Source organism: Roseobacter sp. HKCC-CH-9208, from assembly GCF_037805125.1.
In the GTDB taxonomy this organism is placed as follows: Bacteria; Pseudomonadota; Alphaproteobacteria; order Rhodobacterales; family Rhodobacteraceae; genus M30B80.
On the sequence record NZ_JBBLYK010000001.1, the window covers coordinates 2,134,833 to 2,158,497 of the forward strand.

A 23,665-nucleotide genomic window follows, 5' to 3' on the forward strand; every position below is an offset into this window, starting at 1 on the left:
GCCAAGCCGTCAAAGCGCCGCGCGCTTTTTCGTTAGGAAAAATTCGCCTTATGCGGTATCGTGGGGCTCCGAACGCAGGTTGTGTGACCGGCTTTGGCGCGTGAATTATCGGGTCTGCCCCTCCCCTTTCTTGACCGATATTCGTTGTGCCCTATCTTGCAATCGGTGCCGCATGGGTTGAGTGATGTCTTGCGAACTCGCTTGGCTTTTGCGGTCGTTTGTTGCCAAACACCAATCGCAGTCGCAGGAGTAACCAAGTGACACATCCCGTAGACATTCATGTCGGCAAGCGCGTTCGTCATCGCCGTTGGATGGTGGGTATGACCCAGCAACAGCTCGCGGCCCATGTTGGGATTAAATTCCAACAGATCCAAAAATACGAAACTGGCATGAACCGCATCAGCGCCTCGCGCCTTTGGGATATTGCGGCAACGCTTGGCGTGCCTGTGCAGTATTTCTTTGAGGGATTGGACGAAGCCAACACCACCGCCGCAAATCAACCCGATGATCTTTTGGCGGATAAGGAAGCGTTGGATTTGATCCGCTCTTATTACGCGATCCCAGAAAATCAGCGCCGCCGTTTGTTTGATTTGGCGCGGGTTCTGTCGGACGCGGCCGCTTGACCTAGGGCGGTTTTGCGTGGCACTGCGCGGGGGCGGGGCAGAAGGCCCTGCTGCCACCAGTGAGATGCCATCATGACCGCGACCCGCAATTTGCCCAATGTGACCGATGTCGAAGCGGCCGAGCTGATTGCCTTGGCCCATGATCTGGCGGATGCTGCGCGCAAAGCGACCTTGGCCCGATTTCGTCAAGCAGGGCTTTCAACCGAAAACAAGGCCAACGCGGGATTTGATCCCGTAACCGAAGCTGACCGCGAGACCGAGGCAGCGATGCGCGCCTTAATCGAGGCACGCCGCCCGCAAGATGCGATATTGGGCGAGGAATTTGGCGCAAAATCGGGGCAATCGGGCCTGACATGGGTGCTAGACCCAATTGACGGCACGCGTGGATTTATGACGGGCACACCCAGTTGGGGGGTGTTGATTGCCCTGTTGAATGAGACAGGCCCAATTTTCGGGGTCATTGACCAACCTTATATTGGCGAGCGTTTTATCGGCGGTTTGGGGCAAAATTACATGACTGGCCCGCAAGGCGAAATGATCTTGCGGACAAGCGCGCGCAAAATTTTGGCCGAGGCGCGGCTCTTTTCGACTTTTCCAGAAATCGGCGCGATCTCCGAGCGTCTCGCCTTCGAAGCAGTGCGCGATCAGGTGCTTTTGACGCGCTATGGGATGGATTGCTACGCCTATGGTTTGGTGGCCTTGGGGCAGGCAGATTTGGTGATTGAGGCGGGTCTGCAATCCTATGACATCGCCGCCCCGATTGCCGTGATTGAGGCGGCGGGGGGCATTGTCACCAATTGGCAAGGCGGCCCTGCCCATCAGGGCGGGCAGGTCTTGGCTGCAGCCAATCGCGATTTACATCAGGCGGCATTGGTGCTTTTGTCTGAGCAATCTTGATCTTTTATGGGGTGCGTCATGCGTAAATTTCTTTCGCTTGGTCTTGTGGTTGCGGCCCTTGCGGCCTGCGCGCCAAACGCGCCGCAAAACGGGCCTGGTCAAGATGGTCGTCTCTCCCTGCGCCAATCCTCGGAAATTGGGCGTGTGGGCACCTATCTAGCCATCGCGCGCGCGGATGCGGGGCTGACCATTCCGCTGCGCCATTCACCGAAATTGCAAGGTGTCGCCGCCGCGCGTGCGGTTGATCTCGCTTCGGGTGGGCTGGCCCCCTTGTCGGATCGCATTGCGCAAGCGGGCTATTCTGCCTGTTTTAGCGCCGAGGCGGTGGCGCGCGATGCGGCCGATTTGCGCACGGGCGTAGATCAAATGTTGGCAGATCCCGCCGCCCGCGCAGCGATCCTATCCGCAAGCCCAAGTGAGTTTGGCTTCTTGCGCAATGGGGCAGAGCAAATTTTGATCCTTGCGCGCCCCTGCTAAGGGGATCAGGCGCGTGGGCCGAGGATACGGATCACGGTTTTCCATTGGCTGATTGCGACCCCGCACAAGATTAATCCAAGCGCTACAAAAAAGCGCAAAGGCAGATCTTCTGACAGGATCAGCCAGCCAAAGAACACCGACCACAGCGGCACTTGATAATTGACCAAGGTCATAAACACCGCGCCCGCGCTGCGGATCACCGACACCCGCAAAAGCGCGGCAAGCGCGGTGGGAAAGAGGCCAAGCACGATGATGGCCCCACCTGAGCGAAGGCCTTGCCATTGCGGCAAACCTTCAACGATCAGCATCGCAGGCAGGATCAAAACTGTCCCAACAGCAAGGGTCGTTCCCGCAAGGCTGATGGGGTCAACTGCAGGGCAGGTGCGGGTCATCACCGAGGACACGGCGTAGGAAATGGTCGCGGCCAAACAGGCGAGGGGGGCCAACACCTCCCATCCTTGTGAGGTGCCCATTTGAAACGCCGCGCCAAGGTTTGGGCCCACCAAAGTTAGTGCGCCTAAAAAGCCCACAGTCACGCCAATCACGCGGCGGCGATCCATTTTTTCATCACTAAAGACATGTGCCAAAGGCAGCACGAACAGGGGCAGCGCGGCCATGGAAATACCTGCAAAGGCCGAAGGCACATATTGCTGGCCCCACGACAGAAGTGAGAAGGGCAGCGCGGAATTGAGCGCACCAATAATCAGAATATAGGGCCATGCGGCGCGGGTGGGCAAGGGGCGGCCAAGGGACACCATCAATCCAAGCAAGGCCAACGCCCCCAATGTGGTGCGCGCAGCCGCAACAGTGAGCGGGCCATAGCCCTCAAGCGCGATGGAGACGACCATAAATGTGCTGCCCCAGATCACGCCAAGCGCGGCGATCGAGGCCCAATTAGAGGCACTGGGGCTGTCGGATATACGGATTTCGGTCATGATGTTTTGCTCCTGCCAAAGCAGGTTCTGCCGCCTTCAGGGGGCATGTGCAATGGGGCGACAGAAAAAAGGCCCGTCTTTGCGGACGGGCCTTTGATCGGTTGAGCTGCTAAGCGACTTAGTTCTTCGCTTTGTCCACCATCTTCCCTGCGGAAATCCAAGGCATCATGCCGCGCAGTTTTTCGCCCACTTCTTCGATCTGGTGTGCGTCATTGATGCGGCGTGTCCCTTTGAAGAAGGGCTGGCCCACGGTGTTTTCGGTCATGAAGTCACGAACGAATTTACCTGTCTGAATATCAGTCAGAACCTCTTTCATCCGCGCCTTGGTTTCATCGTAAGGCAGGATGCGGGGGCCAGAGACATATTCGCCATATTCGGCCGTGTTCGAGATCGAATAGTTCATATTCGCGATGCCGCCTTCGTAGATCAGGTCAACGATCAGCTTTACCTCGTGCAAGCACTCGAAATATGCCATCTCAGGGGCGTAGCCTGCTTCGACCAAAGTCTCAAAGCCCATGCGGATCAACTCAACCAAGCCACCGCACAACACGGCCTGTTCACCGAAGAGGTCGGTTTCGCACTCTTCCTTGAAATTGGTTTCGATGATGCCCGAACGGCCACCGCCAATGGCGGAGCAATAGGACAAGCCGATTTCCAAGGCTTTGCCGCTTGCGTCATTGTGAACGGCCACAAGGCAAGGCACGCCGCCGCCTTTGGTGTATTCGCCGCGCACTGTGTGGCCTGGGCCTTTGGGGGCCATCATGATCACATCAACGCCGGGCTTAGGCTCGATCAGGCCGAAATGCACGTTCAGGCCATGGGCAAAGGCAATCGCCGCGCCTTCGCGCAGATTGTCATGGACGTATTTCTTATAGGTTTCAGCCTGCAATTCATCGGGCATGGTGAACATGATCAGGTCGCACCAAGCGGCGGCTTCTGCGATCCCCATAACCTTGAGGCCTTCGCCCTCGGCCTTCTTCGCAGAAGGGGAGCCCTCGCGCAGGGCCACAACCACATTCTTCGCCCCGCTGTCGCGCAGGTTGAGCGCATGCGCATGGCCTTGGCTGCCATAGCCTAAGATGGCAACTTTTTTGTCTTTGATTAGGTTCACATCACAATCGCGATCGTAATAGACGCGCATCGGCTTTCTCCTTGCTGGCTGCAAATTACATCTGCCGTTGGTATAAGCGCGGTTTGCTTCGAAGTGTGCATGAATATTTGATTATTTTAATCATTATATGATAAGATCATTCGCGAATATTAATTTTTGGATTATTTCATGCTCGATGATCTGGACCGCCGCATTTTGCGTCATCTGCAGTCTGACCCTGACCAACCTGTGGCGCGGGTGGCCAAAGCGGCGGGTGTTCCTGTGGCGACCTGCTATAAACGGCTTGATCGGATGCAGGCGATGGGCGCGTTGCGCGGGACGCGCGCTGTTATTGATTGGCGCGCGCTTGGCTATGCGGTTCAGGTGTCGTTGCGGATCTCATTGGATAAAACAGATCCACGCGCCTTTGATGAATTTATCGCCGCCGCGCGCGCCGTGCCAGAGGTGACTGAAATTCAAACATTCTTAGGCCGTGTTGACGTGCGCCTTGAGGTGATTGCGCGCACCATGCCGCATTACCAAGAAATTTACCGCGACCGCATTCTAAGCCTGCCGCATATCGCAGATATCGAGGCCCTGATGCATGTCGCGGCAATCAAAGACAGCGAAAGCTTGCCCTTATGATTGATCTTGATCCGATTGACCGCCAAATTTTGCGCGCTTTGCAGGAGGACGCCACGCAAAAGGCCGCCGAGATCGGGCGGTGCTTTGGCTTAAGCCAACCCGCAGCATGGCGGCGCATCAAGCGCCTGACTGATGCAGGTGTGATCACCACCCGCCGTCTTGATCTTGATGCTGAAAAGCTGGGCTTTGGCGTGACAGTGTTTTTGGGGGTGAAATTGGCTACCAAGGGGCGCGTCAGCCTTGAGGATTTCGAGCGCGCGGTGACCGCCATCCCTGAGGTGCAGTTGGTGCAGCATGTTCTGGGCCTGTATGATTACAGGCTGCGCATCATTGCCCGCGATCTGCCAGATTTTGAGCGTGTGCTGCGCCGCCGTATCATGACCCTGCCTGGGGTTGGGAATGTCGAGGCGAATGTGCTGTTGTCAGAGGAACGCCGCCCTGGCCCCTTGGGATAAGCGCGCTAAATTTCAGCTATGCCAAAAATGAAACGCAAATCAGACCTGCCTCAAAAAACCTGTGCCACCTGTGGTCGCCCCTTCGTGTGGCGGCGCAAATGGGCCAAGGATTGGGAGGAGGTGCGCTATTGCTCGGACAAATGCCGCGCGGCGCGCAAGTTGGCCAAAGCGTAATTTACCTTTCCTTGATAATTGGTCTGTTTATTTTACCAGATCGCTTGCCTCGCGTCTGATTTTTGGCTAACGCGAGGGAAGGGACGCGGGCTGCTTTTGTGCAGCATGAAGAGAGGAGACCCCGCAAATGACCAAACGTGTAGAGCGTGCAGGCCTGCAAGTGGCGCAGGTTTTGGCGGATTTCATCGAGACTCGGGCCTTGGTTGGCACTGGCGTGGCCGCTGATGCATTTTGGACGGGGTTCTCTGATCTTTTGCATGGCAAAGCCGATAAAAACCACGCCCTTTTGCAAAAGCGTGAAGATTTGCAGCGTCAGATTGATGATTGGCATATTGCGCGCCGTGGTCAGCCCCATGATGGCGATGCCTATCAGGCCTTTTTGCGTGAGATCGGGTATCTCTTGCCTGAGGGGGAAGATTTCCAGATCGACACGGATCGCGTTGACCCTGAGATCGCCACAGTGGCAGGCCCACAATTGGTTGTGCCCATCACCAATGCGCGATTTGCCTTGAACGCGGCCAATGCGCGTTGGGGCAGTTTCTATGATGCGCTTTATGGCACGGATGCTATGGGCAGCCTGCCCCCCAAAGGCGGCTATGATCGCGGTCGTGGATCGCGCGTTGTGGCGCGCGCGCGGGTCTTCCTTGATGACAGCTTCCCCATTGAGGGGGCAAGCCATGCCGATATCCGCCGCTATAGCGTGGATAAGGGGCAGTTGATGATGGATGACAAGCCCCTCGCAGATCCTGCACAGTTCAAGGGCTATACGGGCAATGCAAAGGCGCCTGATACCATCCTTCTGTGCAACAATGGCCTGCATGTTGAATTGGTCTTTGACCGCGCCCATCCGATTGGCAGCCGTGACCAAGCCTTGCTTGCGGATATCCGTTTGGAATCTGCGGTTTCGGCTATCATGGATTGCGAAGATTCCGTGGCCTGTGTCGATGCCGAGGACAAGGTTTTGGCCTATTCCAATTGGCTTGGTTTGATGCAGGGCGATTTGGTGGAAAGCTTTGAGAAGGGTGGGCAAACCATGACCCGCCGCTTGGCCGCCGATAAAACCTATACCGCGCCCGATGGCAGCACGTTTGACGTGAAAGGCCGCGCTTTGATGCTGGTGCGCAACGTGGGTCATTTGATGACCAACCCTGCGATTTTGCTCAAAGATGGCAGCGACGCTTACGAGGGCATGATGGATGCGATGATCACCGCATTGAACGCTATGCATGACCTGAAGAAAGCGGATGGTCTGCGCAACAGTCATGCAGGGTCGGTCTATGTGGTGAAGCCCAAGATGCACGGGCCTGAGGAAGTTGCCTTTGCGGACGAGATTTTCACCCATGTTGAGGGCGTTTTGGGTCTGAAACCAAATACGGTCAAACTGGGTGTCATGGATGAAGAGCGCCGTACCTCGGTTAACCTCAAGGAATGTATCCGCGCAGCCAAGCATCGCTTGTGCTTTATCAACACAGGCTTCCTAGATCGCACGGGCGATGAAATTCACACCTCCATGGAGGCAGGGCCATTCAGCCGCAAGGATTTCATCAAGCGCAAATCGTGGATCACCGCCTATGAAAACCAGAATGTGGATATTGGTTTGGAATGCGGGTTGCGCGGTCGCGCGCAGATCGGCAAGGGGATGTGGGCCATGCCTGATGCCATGGCCGCGATGCTAGAGCAAAAGATCGAGCATCCGCGCGCGGGCGCAAATTGCGCTTGGGTTCCAAGCCCGACTGCCGCGACCCTGCACGCCACCCATTATCACCGCGTGAATGTGGCTGCGGTGCAGGAGAAACTGGCCGCAGGTGGTCGCCGTGCCTATGTGACGGGTCTGTTGGATATTCCAATGGCCAGCTATCGCCGTTGGTCGCAAGACCAGATCACCCGTGAATTGGACAATAACGCCCAAGGGATTTTGGGCTATGTTGTGCGTTGGGTGGATCAGGGTGTTGGCTGCTCGAAAGTGCCAGACATTAACAATGTGGGCCTGATGGAAGACCGCGCCACCTGCCGCATTAGCGCGCAGCATATCGCGAATTGGCTGCATCATGGTGTCGTCAGCGAGGATCAGGTCATGGCCGCCATGCGCCGTATGGCCGAGGTGGTTGATGGCCAAAATGCAGGCGACCCTGCCTATAGCCCAATGGCGCCCGGGTTTAACGGCATCGCCTTTGCGGCGGCTTGTGATCTGGTATTCAAGGGCCGTGTACAACCCTCTGGCTATACTGAGCCAGTCTTACACGCCCGCCGCCTTGAATGGAAAGCGGCCTAACGCGACCCGATTTTATCGGTTTATCTCTGCCCCCCGTGCCTGTCTGATCGCTGGCGCGGGGGTTATTTTATCGTGGAACCCGCGCGAAAAAGGGGGGGCTTACCTGCCACAAGACGGGTGTCTTTACTTTCGATAGACCGCCGCGCGTCTTTTGAGGGGTCGTGATACCTCTGCGCGGCAGACCTAACCCTCCGCCCATCTGCACAAAGCCCGAAAATGTCGTTGTCACTGTCAAACACTGTGTTTGAAGGGTGCAAGTCATGGATCGTCTTGCCTTTCAGCTAGAGGGGCTATCGGTGATGGAGGCGTTGAGCCTCTCGTGCGAAGAAACGGATTTGATTTTGAACTACGGCCTAGGCTCGGTCGTTTTATCAGGTCAGGCTGAGGCAGAGCTGACAGAAGACCATTTCCTCTTTGTTTGAACGTGCTATCTGAAGCGGCGGGGGCTATGGCCCCAAGATCAAGACAAGAGGGACAAGACCAAGATGATCACACTCGATCAGGCACGCACAATCATTTCTGCAACCCGCGCCAAAGGCGGCGAGATGGGGCTAAAGCCCCTTTCGGTCGTTGTTCTCGATGCAGGCGGCAATATTCAAGCCTTTGAGCGCGAGGATGGCGCAAGCCCAGGTCGGTTTGAGATTGCGCGCGCCAAGGCCTATGGCGCGGTGATGTTGGGCATGGGCGGCAAGGCGCAAATGGCGCGGGCCGAGGCGCAGGCCTATTTCGTCAATGCGGTCAACGGGGCCTTTGGGGGCCGTGTCGTGCCTGTGCCCGGTGGTGTTCTGGTCAAGCGGGATGGCGTTGTGATCGGCGCAGTTGGGGTCACGGGTGACACATCCGATAATGACAGCGATGCGGCTGTGGCGGGTATTGCCGCAGCAGGGCTTGACGCAGAACCATGAGCGCGGATGCCCCATCAGGGCGGCGCCTGATTTCCTCAGGCTCGCCCTTTGAGGCCGAGATCGGATATAGTCGGGCAGTTGTGCAAGGTGATTGGATTTTCGTGTCGGGAACCACGGGATTTGATTACAGCACCATGCAAATTGATGCCGATATCGCGGCCCAAGCCGAGCAATGCTTTGCCAACATTGACACCGCCCTGCGGGCAGGCGGTGCGTCAATCTCCGATGTGGTGCGGGTGCATTACATCGTGAACGATGCCGCCCTTTGGCCCGCGTGATGGCCTGTCACGCAAAAATGGCTTGGCGCAGTGCGCCCTGCGGCCACAATGTTTGTGGCAGGCCTGCAAGACCCACGCATGAAGATTGAGATCGAGGTGACAGCCTATCTTGGCTCAAAATGAGGATAAATTTATCGAAAGCAGCCCCGCTAAATTCTTGCGGCGAGTTGGGCGAAGGCCTATAGATTTGAGGAACAGATTTTTCCTAACGGCGTCCCCAAAAGCCTGAAGGTGAGGATATCATGGCCCGCCCGGTCATTGGAATTATTGGAAATTTTCATCTGATCAATGATCAATACCCCGCGCATACAGTGGGGGCTATGGACTGTTGTGCTGTATCGGATGTCGCCAAATGCACGCCCTTGGCCATTCCTGCAAATCCAAATTTCGTCAATTACCAAGACCTGCTTGAGATTTGTGATGGGTTTTTGTTCACGGGCGGTCGCCCGAATGTTCATCCCGAGGAATATGGCGAGGAAGAAACAGAGGCGCATGGCGCCTTTGATCGCAACCGTGATGCTGTGACATTGCCCCTGATCCGCGCGGCGGTCGAGCGGGGCTTGCCTATCCTTGGTGTTTGCCGTGGGTTCCAAGAGGTGAACGTGGCCATGGGGGGCAGTCTTTACCCCGAAATCCGCGATTTACCCGGACGGATGAACCACCGCATGCCGCCCGATGGCACCTTGGAGGAAAAATTCGCACCGCGCCATGTCGTGCGTTTCACGCAAGGCGGGCCGTTTCAGCGGCTCTATAACAGCGCCGAGGTGACCACCAACAGCCTGCATGGTCAGGGGTTAAAGACCTTGGGCCGTGATGTGGTGGTTGATGGATGGGCCCCTGATGACACGCCCGAGGCCATCTATATCAAAGGCGCGCGGGGGTTTACCCTTTCGGTGCAATGGCATCCTGAATATCGCGCCACAGAAGACCCTGTCTCGCGCCCATTATACGAGGCCTTTGGCCGCGCGGCCCATGCATGGCAGGCCGATGGCAAGCCCATGCCAGTCGCGGATGTGGCCTAATCAAGATCACCCAAGATATGGCCTAAAAACCATGATAGATCGTGGGTCTGGTGATGGATGTGGTCACTTGGGCCCTCATGGCTGCCCTCTTCGTCAATCAAGATCGTCCGCAGGCCCAATTCATGCGGCACGGCCAGATTGCGGGGGTCATCCTCGAACATCGCGGCGCGCGTTGGGCTGAGCCCGTCTTTGCCAAATATCATTGCAAAGGCATCGGGGTCTGGTTTGGGGCGATAATTGGCGTCCTCGACCCCGTAAATCGCGTCAAACAGGCCCGACAAACCCCGATGGTGCAAAACATTACGGGCATAATCAGCGGTGCCATTGGTGTAGACGATACGCCGCCCCCTCAGGCGCGTGATACGGTCTGCCAAAATCGGATCTGGTTTGAGGATGCTGAAATCTATCTCATGCACCTCGTCCAAATAAGGGTAGGGCGGGATATTATGCTGTGCCATCAGCCCCGCCAGGGTTGTGCCATGGGCGCGCCAATAGGTGTGGCGGATACGATCCGCCTCCTGCGCATCGACATTCAAGGCGCGCATGACAAACGCGGACATGCGGATATTGATCTGATCAAACAGCGCCATTGAGGCGGGATAAAGCGTGTGATCGAGATCGAACACCCATGTGTCGACATGTTGGAAATCTGCGTGTTTCATGGCCGCTACACTAGCCTTAGGTGCTTTTGCTTGCCAAGGGGGGCGGGGCTGCTTAGCTTTGGCAGCGTTAAGAATTGGAAAGACCCCACGCGATGCACAGCAAGCCACAGCAAAAAGACGCCTATGATATGATTTTGGATGCGATAGATGGCGGTGTCTATCGCCCTGGATCGCGTCTGGTGGAATCGGAATTGGCAGAGCGGTTCGGTGTCAGCCGCACACCCGTGCGCGAGGCCTTGCAGCGGTTGGAAACCCAAAGCCTGCTCACCCGCGATGGGCGCAGTCTGATTGTGGCCTCATTGGATCATGCACAGATGGCCGAACTTTATGCCGTGCGCACCGAGTTAGAGGCCTTGGCCGCCCGTTTGGCCGCGCAACATGCCGCAACCGAGGAGGTGCGCGTCTTGCGCGAAATGGCACAGGCGGATCGCAAATTATTGAATGATCCGCAGGCGCTGAGCCGTGCAAACCGCCGCTTTCATAAGCAAATCCATCTTGCCAGCCATAATCGTTATTTGGTGCAGCAATTGGATCTTGTGCATCGCTCAATGGCGTTGATGGCCACCACATCCTTGGCCGCAAAAGGGCGGGGCGAAAAAGCCTTGGACGAGCATGATGATATCGTCAACGCCATTGCCGCGCGTGATGGGGATGCAGCGGCCGATGCATTGCGGCGACATCTTTCCATTGCCTTTGAGGTGCGCCTCAAGGAGGAGGCGAGCGCGGTCAGCTAGGTTTGCGTGTCACCACCGTGCCACCAAAAACCCCATGCTTTGTTTTCGCCCAATGAAACGGGGGCCCGCACCCCTGATGGCCGACTTGAAATCTTCGCGTTTCAAGCCCCGTTAGGGAAGCGCTGCGATGGTTAACAAAATCCTAATCGCGGATAATTTTTTTACGAAAATTCAAAGATTTCCGCGTTATACAGCCTTGGGTTTAGGGGGCTTTTGCCCCCTTCAACTTTAGCGTGTTGCCATGGCGGCTGCGAAGCGCTCGAACAGGTAATAGCTGTCTTGTGGGCCGGGGCTGGCTTCGGGGTGGTGCTGAACGGAAAAGATCGGGCGATCCTTGACGCGGATGCCGCAATTTGACCCATCAAACAAGCTGACATGAGTTTCCAAAACATCATAAGGCAGGGTTTGGCTGTCGACAGTGAACCCGTGGTTCATCGAGGTGATTTCGACTTTGCCCGTTTCCAAATCTTTGACAGGGTGGTTTGCGCCATGATGCCCGTGGTTCATTTTCACGGTTTTCGCCCCAAGCGCCAAAGCCAGCATTTGGTGGCCAAGGCAAATCCCGAAAACGGGCAGGTCTTTTTCCAAAATCGCACGGATCATCGGCACGGCATATTCCCCCGTTGCGGCAGGGTCGCCTGGCCCGTTCGACAGAAATACACCATCGGGGTTTTGCGCAAGGATTTCTTCGGCGGTGGTGCTGGCGGGCATCACGGTGACATCACATCCGGCACTTGCGAGACAGCGCAGGATATTGCGCTTGGCACCGTAATCAATCGCCACCACTTTGGGGCCAGTGCCCGTGCGCTTGCTATAGCCCTCAGGCCATGACCAACGCATCTCGTCCCAACGATAGGATTGCGCGCAAGTCACCTCACGGGCGAGGTCGAGCCCCTCCAGACCCTGCCATGCGCGCGCCTCCGTCAGCATCGCCTCAATGTCGAAATTACCCTCAGGATCATGCGACAAGCAGACATGTGGCGCGCCTTGTTGGCGGATCGCGCGGGTGAGGCGGCGGGTGTCAACACCGCCCATTCCGATGCGGCCCCGTGCGGACAGCCATGTGGTCAGCTTCTGCTCCATCCGCCAATTGGAGGGCTCTGTTGGATCCCATTTCACGATCATCCCTGCCGCGACTGGATCGGCGGTCTCGTCATCCTCGGCGGTGATGCCTGTGTTGCCGATATGCGGGAAGGTGAAGGTGACGACCTGCCCAGCATAGGAGGGGTCGGTCATGATCTCTTGATAGCCCGTCATCGCGGTGTTGAAGCACAGCTCGGCAACGGTCTGGCCTGTGGCGCCAAAACCCTTGCCGTAGAACACGGTTCCATCAGCCAAAACAAGACATGCAGTGGGGCGTTCAGTCATGGCGCTGCTCCGATTACGGCGATGTTGAAATTCGCGGCAACCTAAGTGTCCAAGCGTGCAGGGTCAAGCACCTTACGACACCAAGATGCAACCACTGCTCTGCCCCCTATTTCAAAGGTTGTTGCGCGGCAAAAAATGCCTTAAACGGGCGGTCTGGTGCGGGTCAGATGGCCCGTTGCAATCTGGGGATAAGACCATGAGTTTGCGAGAGCGTATCACCAACGGCCTAAAAGACGCGATGCGCGAAAAGGATGCGGCGCGTTTATCAACCCTGCGTTTGATCAATGCGGCGATCAAGGATCAAGACATTGCAGCGCGAGGCGCAGGCAAGACCGACGGTGTCGATGAAGGTGAGATTCTCGCCATCCTTGCCAAAATGGTGAAACAACGGATCGACAGCGCCAATGTCTATGAAGAGGGCGGGCGCCTTGAATTGGCCGAAAAAGAGCGTGCAGAGATCAAAGTGATCGAAGGGTTCTTGCCGCGCCAACTGTCCGAGGCGGAAATCGCCGCAGCGATTGATGCCGCGATTGACCAGACAGGGGCGAGCAGCATTCGCGATATGGGCCGTGTGATGGGGGCGCTGAAAGCGGCCTATGCAGGACAGATGGATTTCGGTGCTGCAGGGGCGCTGATCAAGGAGCGGTTGGCCTAAACCGCCCCTGACCCTTAGGCCTTTGCCTGTGCCAAGGCCTCTTCCAATGCGAATTTCAGCTTGACCCTTTCGCTGGGCGTCAGAAACGCGCCAAGCTCGATTTCGCGTGTTGCCTTATCGCCGCGCAAGGTCAGGTAATTGGGCACAGGCCCGCCCGTTTTATGCAAGGTCAGCCGCACCCAATAGGGGTTTGCTTCCCAGATTTTCGTTTCTTTGCGGGGCTCTTTGCGTTCAACCCTTATGTGATCGGGCCACAATGTCAGGGTTTCTGCGATTTCCTTATCGCGCCATGAGCGTTTCAGCGCGGCCCAAATGGCCCAAATTGCCGCCAATAGAAAGGGCAGCAGCGCCCAGAACACCGCCGTGCCTAGAATGCCGAAAAGCGGCAGGGCAATTAACGCGGCGGTCGCTCCGACAAACCAAACAAACCCTTCAGGTGTCAGCGATTTATGCGGCGTAATCCGCATCAGCATGTGAGGTGTGCCGCGATCAGGATGAGCAAAGGCCCCGAATTTCTCCGGGGCCTTCTCTATTTGCGGCGTCTCGATATGAAACGGCATATTTTCTCTCAACTGTTCAAAAAGCGGCCAGATTAGTGGCTTGGCTGTTTGTCCCACATTTCGCGTGTGGGCAGTTCCTCGAAGGTGTGCTCGGGCGGTGGGTTTGGCAATGTCCATTCCAAGGTATCGGCATGCTCGCCCCAGTAGGCAGGTTCGCTCAGTTTGCGGCCTGCAAGCAGGGTGTAGGCGACAATGCCAAGGAAGAAGAGGAAGGACGCGAATGCGATGAACGCACCGATCGAGCTAACGTAGTTCCACGTTGCAAATGCATCAGGATAATCGATGTAGCGGCGTGGCATGCCCTGACGACCCAAAAAGTGCTGTGGGAAGAAGGTCAGGTTTGCGCCGATGAAGAACAACCAGAAATGCAGCTTGCCCGCCCATTCAGGGTATTGGCGACCTGACATTTTGCCGATCCAGTAATAGATGCCTGCGAAGATACCGAATACGGCACCCAAGCTCATTACGTAGTGGAAGTGCGCTACTACATAGTAGGTGTCGTGATAAGCACGGTCAACGCCGGCTTGGCTAAGTACAATCCCAGTTACACCGCCAACGGTGAAGAGAAAGATGAAGCCAATCGCAAACAGCATTGGTGCTTCAAAGGTTATCGAACCTTGCCACATCGTTGCAATCCATGAGAAGATTTTGATGCCTGTTGGCACCGCAATTACCATGGTTGCGACCATGAAATAGGCCTGCTGGTTCAGCGTCATGCCCGTTGTATACATGTGGTGTGCCCACACTACAAAGCCCAAGCCGCCAATCGCGATCAACGCCCAAACCATCGGCAGATAGCCAAATACGGGCTTGCGCGAGAAGGTCGAGATCACATGGCTGACAATACCAAATGCGGGCAGGATCACGATGTAAACTTCGGGGTGGCCGAAGAACCAGAAGATGTGTTGGAACAACAGTGGATCACCGCCGCCTGCCACGTCAAAGAAAGTTGTGCCAAAATTACGGTCAGTGAGAAGCATGGTGATTGCACCCGCCAAAACGGGTAGCGACAAAAGCAGCAACCAAGCTGTCACGAAGATCGACCATGCAAACAAAGGCACTTTGAACAGGCTCATGCCAGGTGCACGCATGTTGAGGAAGGTCGTGATGATATTAATCGAGCCCAAGATGGAGCTTGCACCAGACACATGAACCGCGAAAATCGCGAAGTCTACAGCGCGACTAGTAGGGGCGTCTTGCCATGATATGGGCGGATAAAAGGTCCAACCCGGTCCGGCACCACCATCTACAAATACGGAGCAAAAGGCCAAACATGTGCCTGCAACATACAGCCAGTAGGACAAGTTGTTAAGCCGAGGGAAGGCCATATCAGGCGCGCCGATCATCAGCGGCATGAAGAAGTTACCAAAACCACCGAACAGGGCAGGAATGACGACAAAGAACATCATCAATACGCCATGGCCCGTGATCAACACGTTCCACAAATGCCCATCAGGGGTACATTCGCCCGCAGCAGCTTGGCTCAAGACGCGTGCGCCTTCGGCACACATGTATTGAACGCCAGGCTCCATCAACTCGAGGCGCATGTAAACGGTGAAAGCAACCGATACGAGACCCACCAAACCTGCAGTGATGAGGTAGAGAATCCCGATATCTTTATGGTTTGTGGACATGAACCAGCGGGTAAAGAAGCCCGGCCGTTCGTGATCATGTCCAGAAATGGCTGCATCGGCCATGTCTGTCTCCTGTTCATAATTATGAGGGGCAGGGGTCTGGCCACCTGTCCCTTTGACGTTCCACTGACCCCCGTTCTAGTGCGCCTCGCGCGTGCGATCAATTGCGATAACGCCTTTCAGGTGGGAAAAATTGCCTCATGCCAGATCAGCAAGTTTCGCGCCGAAATCTTACGAAAATGGAAAAGGGGGCGGTTGCAATGATCTTTAGGGGTTAGCTGGGTCAGCCAGATCCGCGTCCTGCGTTGGCCCAAAGCGCCGTTCAAATTCTTGGCGCAAAGCGACATCAAGGTCATCTAGGCTCACGGGCAGGCCTAAATCCACAAGGCTTGTCACGCCGTGATCACGGATCCCGCAAGGCACGATTCCCGCAAAATGGCTCAGTTCAGGATCGTGATTGATCGAGATGCCGTGAAAGGACACCCATTTGCGCAAGCGAATCCCGATGGCTGCAATCTTGTCCTCACGCGGGCTGCCATCGGGCAGGGCGGCTTTGTCGGGCCGCGCAATCCAGACTCCAACGCGCCCCTCTCGAATTTCCCCGCGCAAGTTAAAGCTTGCAAGCGTGTCAATCACCCAATTTTCCAGATCTTCGACAAAACGGCGAACATCACGACCGCGTTTGTTGAGATCTAGCATGACGTATATAACCCGCTGACCTGGGCCGTGGTAGGTATATTGCCCCCCGCGGCGCGCCTCGTAGACAGGAAAGCGATCAGGGTCAGTTAAATCGTCGGGCTTGGCCGAAGTGCCTGCGGTGTAAATCGGTGGATGCTCCAGCAGCCAAATCGCTTCGGCTGCATCCCCTGAAGAAATTTTTGCGATGCGAGCCTCCATAACGCGAAGTGCATCCTCATAATCGGTCAGCTTATCTGATATTATCCAATCAACCAATTTAAGGCTCTTTAACTTAATAATTTCTTTGCAATGATGTATGCGGGAGCGAGAGGCACGGTCATCCCCTTTCAGTCATACCCTTGTGTTAATAGCAAGTAGGCGTTTCATACTAAACAGAAAAATCAGCTTGGCCAAAATCCACAATTTTAACCCTTGAGCACGGCGCCTGCTTGGTCTAGACAGCGCCATATTGAGCGTCAGACAGTGCGGTCGTGGCGGAATTGGTAGACGCGCAGCGTTGAGGTCGCTGTGGGGTAACTCCCGTGGAAGTTCGAGTCTTCTCGACCGCACCATTCCCTTCAAAAGTTACCTAAAGATCGCGCCGCAATCATTTGATAAAATTTATAATTTTAAAAATTCATGCTTAAATTTTGTCGGGATTTTAATTGATACAAAGATTAAACGGCTTCTCCGTATGTATAAGTGTGGGGCCTTTTTTGCTACTTCCGTCGAGTTCAGCAACGCCTGCTTAAACAAAAATCGTGCGGCTGCATTGTTTAGCCTCATTCTATAAAAACTAGTCGTTCGTGCCCAGCGAATTTGCGCGTACGTAATAGCAGTAAGAAACGCCTCTGTGGCGGGGCTGGTACAAAGTCAACAAACCAAGGCCGCCAAAAGAAGGGCCCGAGCAAACAGCGTAAAATCAGCCTAAGGTGAAATCAGGCTGCGCGATCTAGATCGAAGGCGTCATGCAGGGCCTGCACAGCTAATTCCAGATATTTGCGATCCACAAGAACCGAAACTTTGATTTCGGATGTGGTGATGACTTTGATATTGATGCCTTCATCGCGCAAAGTTGCAAACATCTTCGCGGCCACGCCTGCATGGCTGCGCATCCCGATCCCTACGATTGACACTTTGCAAACATCGCTGTCGATCAGCAATTCGGAAAAGCCGATTTCATTGCGGGCTTTCGCCTCTTCAAGGGCCTTTTCAGCGCGTTTGACCTGATCAATCGGCAGCGAGAAGGTCATATCAGTTTTGCCTTCTTCCGAGATATTTTGCACGATCATGTCTACATTGACCGCGGCCTCGGCGAGGGGGCCGAAAATAGCGGCTGCAATGCCCGGGCGATCTTCGACCTCGGTCAGGGTCATTTTTGCTTCATCGCGCGAATAGGCCACGCCCGCCACAGCTTTGCTTTCCACGATTTCCTCCTCGTCACAGACCAATGTGCCCGCGCTGTCATCCATTTCTTCAAAACTCGACAAAACCCGTAAGCGCACCTTATAGCGCATCGCCAGTTCAACCGAGCGCGTTTGCAGAACCTTCGCACCGAGGCTTGCAAGCTCAAGCATCTCTTCAAACGAGATTTTCTCAAGTTTGCGAGCCTTGTTGGTGATGCGCGGGTCGGTCGTGTAGACCCCGTCAACATCTGTGTAGATATCGCAGCGCTCGGCATCGAAAGCGGCGGCAAAGGCCACGGCAGTCGTGTCTGACCCGCCACGGCCCAATGTGGTGATACGCCCTTCAGTGCTGATGCCTTGGAACCCCGCAACCACGGCAACCTTCATGCCTTCGCCAAATTTGGCCATGATGTTATCGGTTGGGATTTCTTCAATCCGCGCGCTTGCATGGGCAGAGGTGGTTTTGACGGGCACCTGCCATCCTTGCCATGACCGCGCGGGGATATCCATTTCTTGCAAGGTCAGCGCCATCAGGCCGGCTGTAACATTCTCGCCCGAGGAGACGACCGCATCATATTCGCGCGCGTCATAGAGCGGCGAGGTTTCGCCCACATATCCCACAAGTTTGTTGGTTTCGCCCGACATGGCCGAGACAATCACGATCACATCATACCCATTGGCCACCTCGCGCCCCACACGTTTTGCGGCGCGGCGGATGCGATCAAGGGTGGCCACTGATGTGCCCCCGAATTTCATGACCAAAAGCGGCATAGCACTTCCCACTTATAAAGTTGCGCCGAGGCTTTACGCGCCAACGCAAGCGGGCGCAAGTGGAAGCGCTATTCCACCGTGACCGATTTCGCCAAATTGCGCGGTTGATCCACATCGGTGCCTTTGGCGATTGCGCTGTGATAGGCCAAAAGCTGCGCCGGCAGGGCATAGAGGATGGGCGCGCTCAGCGGCGTGGTTGCGGGCAGGCCCAATGTGGCAGCGGTGCCTTCAGCGGCGGCTTTGCGCCCCATCTCATCGGTGATTAGTGTCACTTGGCCGTGGCGCGCCATAACCTCCTGCATGTTTGATATGGTTTTATCAAACAGCGCATCATGCGGCGCGAATACCACCACAGGCAGGCTGCGATCAATTAGGGCGATCGGGCCATGTTTTAGTTCACCTGACGCATAAGCTTCGGCGTGTATATAACTGATTTCTTTTAATTTTAACGCTGCCTCAAGGGCTGTGGCATACATCACGCCACGGCCCAGAAACAGCGCGGATTTTGCATCACTCAAGCCTTCGGCTAGATCGGCAATCTCGCCCTCCATCGTCAGAACTTGGCGCATTTGATCAGGCAGTTTTTCCAAACTTTGGATGTGATCCCGCACTTCATGGGCGGACAGCGCGTCGCGCTGCGCCGCGGCCTGCACCGCCATCAGCGCAAGGATGGTCAATTGGTTCACATAGGCCTTGGTTGAGGCCACCGAGACCTCGACCCCTGCTAGAATGGCCAAGGCCAGATCGCTTTCGCGGGCGATTGAGGATGTGCCAACATTGACAAGGCTTGCCACCATGGCAGCGCGTCCGCGCATATATCGTAGGGCCGCCAATGTGTCAGCCGTCTCGCCAGATTGACTGACGAAAAGCGCAAGGGTGCGGGGCGCCACGGGCGGTTCACGATAACGGAATTCCGATGCCATATCGACATCGCAAGGCATCCCTGCCACCTGTTCGAACCAATATTTGGCGGTCAGGCAGGAATAATAACCTGTCCCGCAGGCCACCATCACAACGCGGTCGAATTGGGTGAAATCCAAGGCTTCGGGGAAGGCGGGCGCACCTTTGGGGGCATAGCGCCCCAAGGCCTCGCTCATGGTTTGGGGCTGTTCATGGATTTCTTTCGCCATGAAATGCTTATAACCCGCCTTGTCGATTACGGCGGCCCCTTGTTCAATGCGGGTTTTGGCGCGGCTGACAGCGTGGCCCGCCTCATCAAAAATCTTGATGCTGCTGCGGGTCAGGATGGCGCAATCGCCCTCCTCAAGATAGGTGATTTCATGGGTGAGGGGGCCAAGCGCGATTGCATCCGAACCGACATAGGTTTCACCATCGCCATGACCAATGGCCAAGGGCGACCCTTTGCGCGCGGCGATCATCAGATCATCTTCGCCCTCAAAGAGGAAACAAAGCGCAAACGCGCCTTCAAGCCGTAACAAGGTTTTTCGTGCGGCCTCAGCAGGGCTTAGACCTTGGGCAAGGTAATGCGCGCAAAGCTGAGAGACGGTTTCCGTATCGGTTTCGCTTTCAAAATTGCGGTCTTTTAATTCAGCGCGTAATTCGCGGAAATTCTCGATAATGCCATTATGCACCACCGCAACCTGCCCCGATTTATGCGGATGCGCATTGGTTACAGTCGGCGCGCCATGCGTGGCCCAACGGGTGTGCCCGATACCAGACTTGCCTGCCAAAGGGTGATGCACCAATTCATCCGACAGGTTCACAAGCTTACCCACCGCGCGGCGGCGATCAAGCGCACCATTTTGCACAGTCGCAATGCCTGCGCTGTCATAGCCGCGATATTCCAGACGTTTAAGCGCCTCAACCAATGTGGGCGCAACCTCGTGGCTGCCCAAAATGCCAACGATCCCGCACATAGCACTTACCCCTTTTTGGTCTTTTCTTTCAGCGCCAGCAGCCGCGCACGCAGGCGTGTGGCAAGCCCCGCTTTGTTTTCTTGCCGTCCACGCGCCACCGCCAAAGCCCCCTCTGGCACGTTTTCGGTGATTACCGAACCTGATGCGGTCAGTGCATCCGCACCAATGGTAACAGGGGCCACAAGCATCGTGTTTGACCCAATAAAGGCCCGCGCGCCCACTTCGGTGTGATGTTTGAACACGCCATCATAATTGCAGGTGATGGTTCCTGCGCCGATATTGGCCCCTTCGCCGATGGTCGCATCCCCGATATAGGACAGGTGGTTGACCTTAGCCCCTTCTTGGATTTGCGCTGATTTTACCTCAACGAAATTGCCTATCCGCGCGCCATTATCGATTTCAGCACCAGGGCGCAGGCGGGCATAAGGCCCCACAACCGCCCCTTGCGAGACATGCGCGCCCTCAAGATGGCTGAAGGCGCGGATATGTGCGCCCGACTCAACAGTCACATTGGGGCCGAAGACCACATATGGCTCGATCACCGCATCGCGGCCAATATAGGTGTCATGGGCAAAATAGACTGTCTCAGGCGCGTGCATGGTGACGCCCAAGTCTAGCATCTCGGCGCGGCGGGTGGCTTGAAAAATCCCTTCGGCGCGCGCCAGTTCCGCACGGCTATTGATCCCCAAGGTTTCCGCTTCTGTGCACGTCACATAGCCTGCTTTCAGGCCCGCCTTATGCGCCAAAGCAGGCACATCTGTCAGGTAATACTCGCCCGCTGCATTTGCGTTATCGACCTGTTCCAAAAGGTCGAATAATTGCGCGGCGTCTGCGGCCATGAGGCCAGAATTACACAAGGTTATAGCAAGCTCGTCTGGGGTCGCATCCGTGGCCTCGACAATTTTATGCAAGGCCGTGCCCTTGGTCACCAAGCGGCCATAGCGCGCAGGGGTGTCTGCCTCAAATCCCAAAACGACCACATCATGATCAGCGCGGGCCGCGATCAATTTGGTCAGGCTGTCCTCGCTGACAAAAGGCGTATCGCCGAACAACACCACCGCATCGCCCGCGAAATCCGCCAAAGCGGCGCGGGCCTGCGCCACGGCATGACCTGTGCCCAATTGTTCATTTTGGCGAATGCAGATCACAGGGTGGTCGGCCAAGGCCGCCTCAACTTGATCCGCGCCATGACCTGTGATCACCACAACCCGCGCAGGCTCAAGGCTGAGGCCGCTGGCAAGGCTGTGTTCAATCATCGGAACGCCGCCCAAAGGATGCAGCACCTTGGGCAGGTCGGAATTCATCCGCGTCCCTTGGCCTGCGGCCAGAATGATCAGGGCAACGGGGCGTGTGCTCATGAGGGTGCCTTTTGGGATTTATGCCTGTTTGGTGTTCTCTTAACCTTCTTCACTTGATCTGCAAAGCCCGCAGGTGGTCACTTCCTCTTTCGATTTGTTACGATGTGCCATCGGCCCTTGGCGAAAATCCGCCTTTAGGTCATAAGCGGGGCACATCTCAGGCAAGAGGACGGAATGGGAGCGCATATTATCGTTTTCGATTTGGATGGCACTTTGGCCGATACCAGCGCCGATCTTCTTGCTGCGGCCAATCAAGCGGTGGCAGAGGCGGGATGGCCCCCGATGTTGTCTCATCCAAAAGACGCGCTTTGTGCCTTTCGGGGCGGGCGGGCGATGTTGAAGCTTTCCTATGCGCGGCTTGCGGCGCAGGGTGGGTCTGACCTGCCACAGGAGGAGGCCTTCATCGAGGCGGGCTATCCCCGTCTGCTTGCGGCCTATGGGGCCGCGATTGACACGCATACAAGGCTCTATGAGGGCGCAGTTCAGGCCGTGCAGGCGTTGCGTGTCGCAGGCTATGCAACGGCGATTTGCACCAATAAGCCCGAGGCGCTGGCCGTGGATTTGGTCGCGAAATTGGGTGTTTCTGATCTTTTTGATGCTTTGGTCGGGGCCGATACATTGCCCACACGAAAGCCAGATGTGGCCCCTTATCATGAAACGCTGCGCCGTGCGGCCAAGCGGCGCTTTGGCGTGGATTTGGGGGCGGATGTGCGCGATTTTCCGCAATCCTGTTTGATCGGGGATACAGTCACTGACCGCGAAACGGCGCGCGCGGCAGGGGTGCCTTCTATTCTCGTGGGCTTCGGACCAGAGGGGGGCGATATTGCACGGCTCAGCCCTGAGGCGATTTTGGATCATTACAGCGATCTGCCTGCGCTGATTGAGCGGGTCTTATCGGCGTGAATTCAATTGACCTGCCGCGCGAGAACCCTAACCTGTGCGCTATGAGCGACAAACCCATTTTCACCCGGTCTTTCACCCAACAAGAGCCAATCCCAGAGGCGGCGATTGAGGCTGCCAATCGGGTTTTGCGAACGGGCAGGTTGCACCGCTATAACACCGCGCCTGATGAGATTGCCGAAGCCGCCCTTTTGGAGGAGGAATTCGCGGCGATGACAGGGGCGAAATATGCGCTTGCCGTGGCATCGGGTGGCTATGCAATGGGGGCGGCCTTGCGTGCAATTGGCGTGGGGCAGGGGGATTTGGTTCTCTCAAACGGATTTACGCTTGCGCCTGTGCCGGGTGCCATCGCCTCGGTGGGCGCTGTGCCTGTCTTTGTCGAGGTGACCGAAAACTTAACCATTGATCTTGAAGATTTGAACACCAAAGCCCAAGCTAGCGGTGCGCGAGTGTTGCTGTTGTCGCATATGCGCGGGCATATCTGCGATATGGGCCGCCTCATGGCAATATGCGATGCGGCGAGCATCACCGTGATTGAGGATTGCGCCCATACAATGGGGGCCGCATGGAATGGTCTGGCCTCAGGGCGGCATGGCAAAATCGCCTGCTATTCCACCCAAACCTATAAACATATCAACTCAGGCGAAGGTGGTTTCCTTACCAGTGATGATGCCGATGTGATGGCGCGGGCCATTCTGCTGTCGGGCAGTTACATGCTTTACGCGCGCCACCGCGCCGCCCCCCCGCCTGAGGCTTTTGCCCAAGCGCGTTTTGAGACGCCCAATGTTTCGGGGCGGATGGATAATTTGCGCGCCGCCATCCTGCGCCCGCAATTGGCCGGTTTGCCGCGCCAAGTGGCACGTTGGCGCGAGCTTTACGAGCGGATGGAGGCGGGGCTTGCCAATCTGCCCCATCTGCGCTTGACCGAGCGCGATCCGCGCGAGGATTACGTTGGATCCTCGTTTCAATTCCTTTTGCCCGATTGGTCGCCCGATAAAATCACAGCATTCGTCCAAGCGGCCGCGCGGCGGGGTGTTGAACTGAAATGGTTCGGCGCGGCAGAACCTGTTGCCTTTACCTCGCGCTATGACAGTTGGCGCTATGCACCTGCGCAAACCCTGCCCAAAACGGATCACATTTTGGCGGGGTTGATTGACTTAAGGCTGCCTTTGACCTTTGCGCCCGAAGATGTGGATCTTCTCGCCGAGATTCTGCGCGATGAGTTGATCGCGCATGCCCCCTGATGTCTCAGGCGGGTTTGGCAAGGCTTGTGCGATTTCGACCATCGT

General features: G+C 56.2%; 24 protein-coding genes, 1 tRNA gene and 1 pseudogene. 16 read left to right on the forward strand and 10 right to left on the reverse strand.

All coding sequences use genetic code 11. The annotated features are described in order from the left end of the window. Positions 1-257 precede the first annotated feature (257 nt). The 3 genes from AAC621_RS10750 to AAC621_RS10760 all read left to right on the forward strand — a co-directional run bounded on the left by AAC621_RS10750 (position 258) and on the right by AAC621_RS10760 (position 1,997). Entirely contained in the window at positions 258-623 is a 366-nt protein-coding gene (locus tag AAC621_RS10750; RefSeq protein WP_317655204.1) for a helix-turn-helix domain-containing protein, read from the forward strand. Between the two features lie 72 nt (positions 624-695). Continuing rightward, on the forward strand, positions 696-1,520 hold the full coding sequence (hisN, locus tag AAC621_RS10755; RefSeq protein ID WP_340255467.1) for a histidinol-phosphatase: 825 nt from the start codon (positions 696-698) through the stop codon (positions 1,518-1,520). 18 nt (positions 1,521-1,538) lie between these two features. Beyond that, entirely contained in the window at positions 1,539-1,997 is a 459-nt protein-coding gene (locus AAC621_RS10760; RefSeq protein ID WP_340255470.1) for a CAP domain-containing protein, read from the forward strand. A 5-nt stretch (positions 1,998-2,002) separates the two neighbouring features. Here the strand turns inward: AAC621_RS10760 and AAC621_RS10765 are convergent, their stop codons facing one another. Together AAC621_RS10765 and ilvC are read right to left on the reverse strand one after the other, a co-directional pair. Beyond that, positions 2,003-2,917, reverse strand: a complete 915-nt coding sequence (locus tag AAC621_RS10765; protein WP_340256490.1) for a DMT family transporter — start codon at positions 2,915-2,917, stop codon at positions 2,003-2,005. Positions 2,918-3,050: 133 nt separating this feature from the next. After that, positions 3,051-4,073 carry a ketol-acid reductoisomerase gene (gene ilvC, locus AAC621_RS10770; protein WP_317655201.1) on the reverse strand — a complete coding sequence of 341 codons (1,023 nt, stop codon included), beginning with the start codon at positions 4,071-4,073 and terminating at the stop codon, positions 3,051-3,053. Positions 4,074-4,211: 138 nt separating this feature from the next. Here ilvC and AAC621_RS10775 point away from each other — a divergent pair, with 138 nt between their 5' ends. From AAC621_RS10775 to AAC621_RS10810, 8 genes and pseudogenes are all read left to right on the forward strand, one after another. Continuing rightward, positions 4,212-4,667: an Lrp/AsnC family transcriptional regulator gene (locus tag AAC621_RS10775; protein ID WP_340242252.1), complete on the forward strand. Its 456-nt coding sequence runs from the start codon at positions 4,212-4,214 to the stop codon at positions 4,665-4,667. After that, positions 4,664-5,122, forward strand: coding sequence for an Lrp/AsnC family transcriptional regulator (locus AAC621_RS10780; protein ID WP_340255472.1), 459 nt, complete (start codon positions 4,664-4,666; stop codon positions 5,120-5,122). The genes AAC621_RS10775 and AAC621_RS10780 overlap by 4 nt, the downstream gene beginning before the upstream one ends. An 18-nt stretch (positions 5,123-5,140) precedes the next feature. Continuing rightward, entirely contained in the window at positions 5,141-5,296 is a 156-nt protein-coding gene (locus AAC621_RS10785) for a DUF2256 domain-containing protein (RefSeq protein ID WP_340255475.1), read from the forward strand. Positions 5,297-5,423: 127 nt separating this feature from the next. Next, entirely contained in the window at positions 5,424-7,568 is a 2,145-nt protein-coding gene (locus AAC621_RS10790; RefSeq protein WP_340255478.1) for a malate synthase G, read from the forward strand. Between the two features lie 260 nt (positions 7,569-7,828). Continuing rightward, a complete protein-coding gene (locus AAC621_RS10795; protein WP_340255481.1) occupies positions 7,829-7,990 on the forward strand; it encodes a hypothetical protein in 162 nt (53 codons plus the stop codon). A gap of 63 nt (positions 7,991-8,053) precedes the next feature. Beyond that, positions 8,054-8,473, forward strand: a complete 420-nt coding sequence (locus AAC621_RS10800) for a GlcG/HbpS family heme-binding protein (RefSeq protein ID WP_340242257.1) — start codon at positions 8,054-8,056, stop codon at positions 8,471-8,473. After that, positions 8,470-8,874, forward strand: a pseudogene (locus tag AAC621_RS10805) (RidA family protein). Before AAC621_RS10800 ends, AAC621_RS10805 begins: the two are co-directional and overlap by 4 nt. Before the next feature lie 119 nt (positions 8,875-8,993). Next, a complete protein-coding gene (locus tag AAC621_RS10810) occupies positions 8,994-9,773 on the forward strand; it encodes a gamma-glutamyl-gamma-aminobutyrate hydrolase family protein (protein ID WP_340255484.1) in 780 nt (259 codons plus the stop codon). Here the strand turns inward: AAC621_RS10810 and AAC621_RS10815 are convergent. Next, entirely contained in the window at positions 9,770-10,435 is a 666-nt protein-coding gene (locus AAC621_RS10815) for a pyrimidine 5'-nucleotidase (protein ID WP_340255487.1), read from the reverse strand. The two genes, AAC621_RS10810 and AAC621_RS10815, sit on opposite strands and share 4 nt — an antisense overlap. Before the next feature lie 92 nt (positions 10,436-10,527). On the opposite strand from AAC621_RS10815, the gene AAC621_RS10820 reads away from it, so the two are divergent. Continuing rightward, positions 10,528-11,169: a GntR family transcriptional regulator gene (locus AAC621_RS10820; protein WP_340255490.1), complete on the forward strand. Its 642-nt coding sequence runs from the start codon at positions 10,528-10,530 to the stop codon at positions 11,167-11,169. Between the two features lie 228 nt (positions 11,170-11,397). Here the strand turns inward: AAC621_RS10820 and carA are convergent, their stop codons facing one another. Continuing rightward, positions 11,398-12,537 carry a glutamine-hydrolyzing carbamoyl-phosphate synthase small subunit gene (gene carA / locus AAC621_RS10825; RefSeq protein WP_340255493.1) on the reverse strand — a complete coding sequence of 380 codons (1,140 nt, stop codon included), beginning with the start codon at positions 12,535-12,537 and terminating at the stop codon, positions 11,398-11,400. A gap of 196 nt (positions 12,538-12,733) precedes the next feature. On the opposite strand from carA, the gene AAC621_RS10830 reads away from it, so the two are divergent. After that, positions 12,734-13,192 carry a GatB/YqeY domain-containing protein gene (locus tag AAC621_RS10830; protein ID WP_340255496.1) on the forward strand — a complete coding sequence of 153 codons (459 nt, stop codon included), beginning with the start codon at positions 12,734-12,736 and terminating at the stop codon, positions 13,190-13,192. 14 nt (positions 13,193-13,206) lie between these two features. On the opposite strand, the gene AAC621_RS10835 is transcribed toward AAC621_RS10830, so the two are convergent. From AAC621_RS10835 to lipB, 3 genes are all read right to left on the reverse strand, one after another. Then, positions 13,207-13,752 carry a DUF2244 domain-containing protein gene (locus AAC621_RS10835; protein ID WP_340255499.1) on the reverse strand — a complete coding sequence of 182 codons (546 nt, stop codon included), beginning with the start codon at positions 13,750-13,752 and terminating at the stop codon, positions 13,207-13,209. Positions 13,753-13,784: 32 nt separating this feature from the next. Then, positions 13,785-15,449: a cytochrome c oxidase subunit I gene (ctaD, locus tag AAC621_RS10840; RefSeq protein ID WP_340255502.1), complete on the reverse strand. Its 1,665-nt coding sequence runs from the start codon at positions 15,447-15,449 to the stop codon at positions 13,785-13,787. 204 nt (positions 15,450-15,653) lie between these two features. After that, the gene (gene lipB, locus AAC621_RS10845; RefSeq protein WP_340256493.1) at positions 15,654-16,361 is read right to left on the reverse strand and encodes a lipoyl(octanoyl) transferase LipB; all 708 of its coding nucleotides are present in this window, start codon (positions 16,359-16,361) and stop codon (positions 15,654-15,656) included. 188 nt (positions 16,362-16,549) lie between these two features. Here lipB and AAC621_RS10850 point away from each other — a divergent pair. Continuing rightward, positions 16,550-16,636 (forward strand) — tRNA-Leu (locus tag AAC621_RS10850). A gap of 366 nt (positions 16,637-17,002) precedes the next feature. On the opposite strand, the gene AAC621_RS10855 is transcribed toward AAC621_RS10850, so the two are convergent. The 3 genes from AAC621_RS10855 to glmU all read right to left on the reverse strand — a co-directional run bounded on the left by AAC621_RS10855 (position 17,003) and on the right by glmU (position 21,476). Next, complete coding sequence (locus AAC621_RS10855) at positions 17,003-18,241, reverse strand: aspartate kinase (protein WP_340255505.1); 1,239 nt, start codon at positions 18,239-18,241, stop codon at positions 17,003-17,005. Between the two features lie 68 nt (positions 18,242-18,309). Next, on the reverse strand, positions 18,310-20,118 hold the full coding sequence (gene glmS, locus AAC621_RS10860; protein ID WP_340255508.1) for a glutamine--fructose-6-phosphate transaminase (isomerizing): 1,809 nt from the start codon (positions 20,116-20,118) through the stop codon (positions 18,310-18,312). A gap of 5 nt (positions 20,119-20,123) precedes the next feature. Then, positions 20,124-21,476, reverse strand: a complete 1,353-nt coding sequence (gene glmU, locus AAC621_RS10865; protein ID WP_340255511.1) for a bifunctional UDP-N-acetylglucosamine diphosphorylase/glucosamine-1-phosphate N-acetyltransferase GlmU — start codon at positions 21,474-21,476, stop codon at positions 20,124-20,126. Between the two features lie 174 nt (positions 21,477-21,650). On the opposite strand from glmU, the gene AAC621_RS10870 reads away from it, so the two are divergent. Further along, on the forward strand, positions 21,651-22,379 hold the full coding sequence (locus AAC621_RS10870; protein WP_340255514.1) for an HAD hydrolase-like protein: 729 nt from the start codon (positions 21,651-21,653) through the stop codon (positions 22,377-22,379). A 41-nt stretch (positions 22,380-22,420) separates the two neighbouring features. After that, complete coding sequence (locus AAC621_RS10875) at positions 22,421-23,620, forward strand: DegT/DnrJ/EryC1/StrS family aminotransferase (RefSeq protein ID WP_340255517.1); 1,200 nt, start codon at positions 22,421-22,423, stop codon at positions 23,618-23,620. The last annotated feature ends 45 nt before the right edge of the window (positions 23,621-23,665 follow it).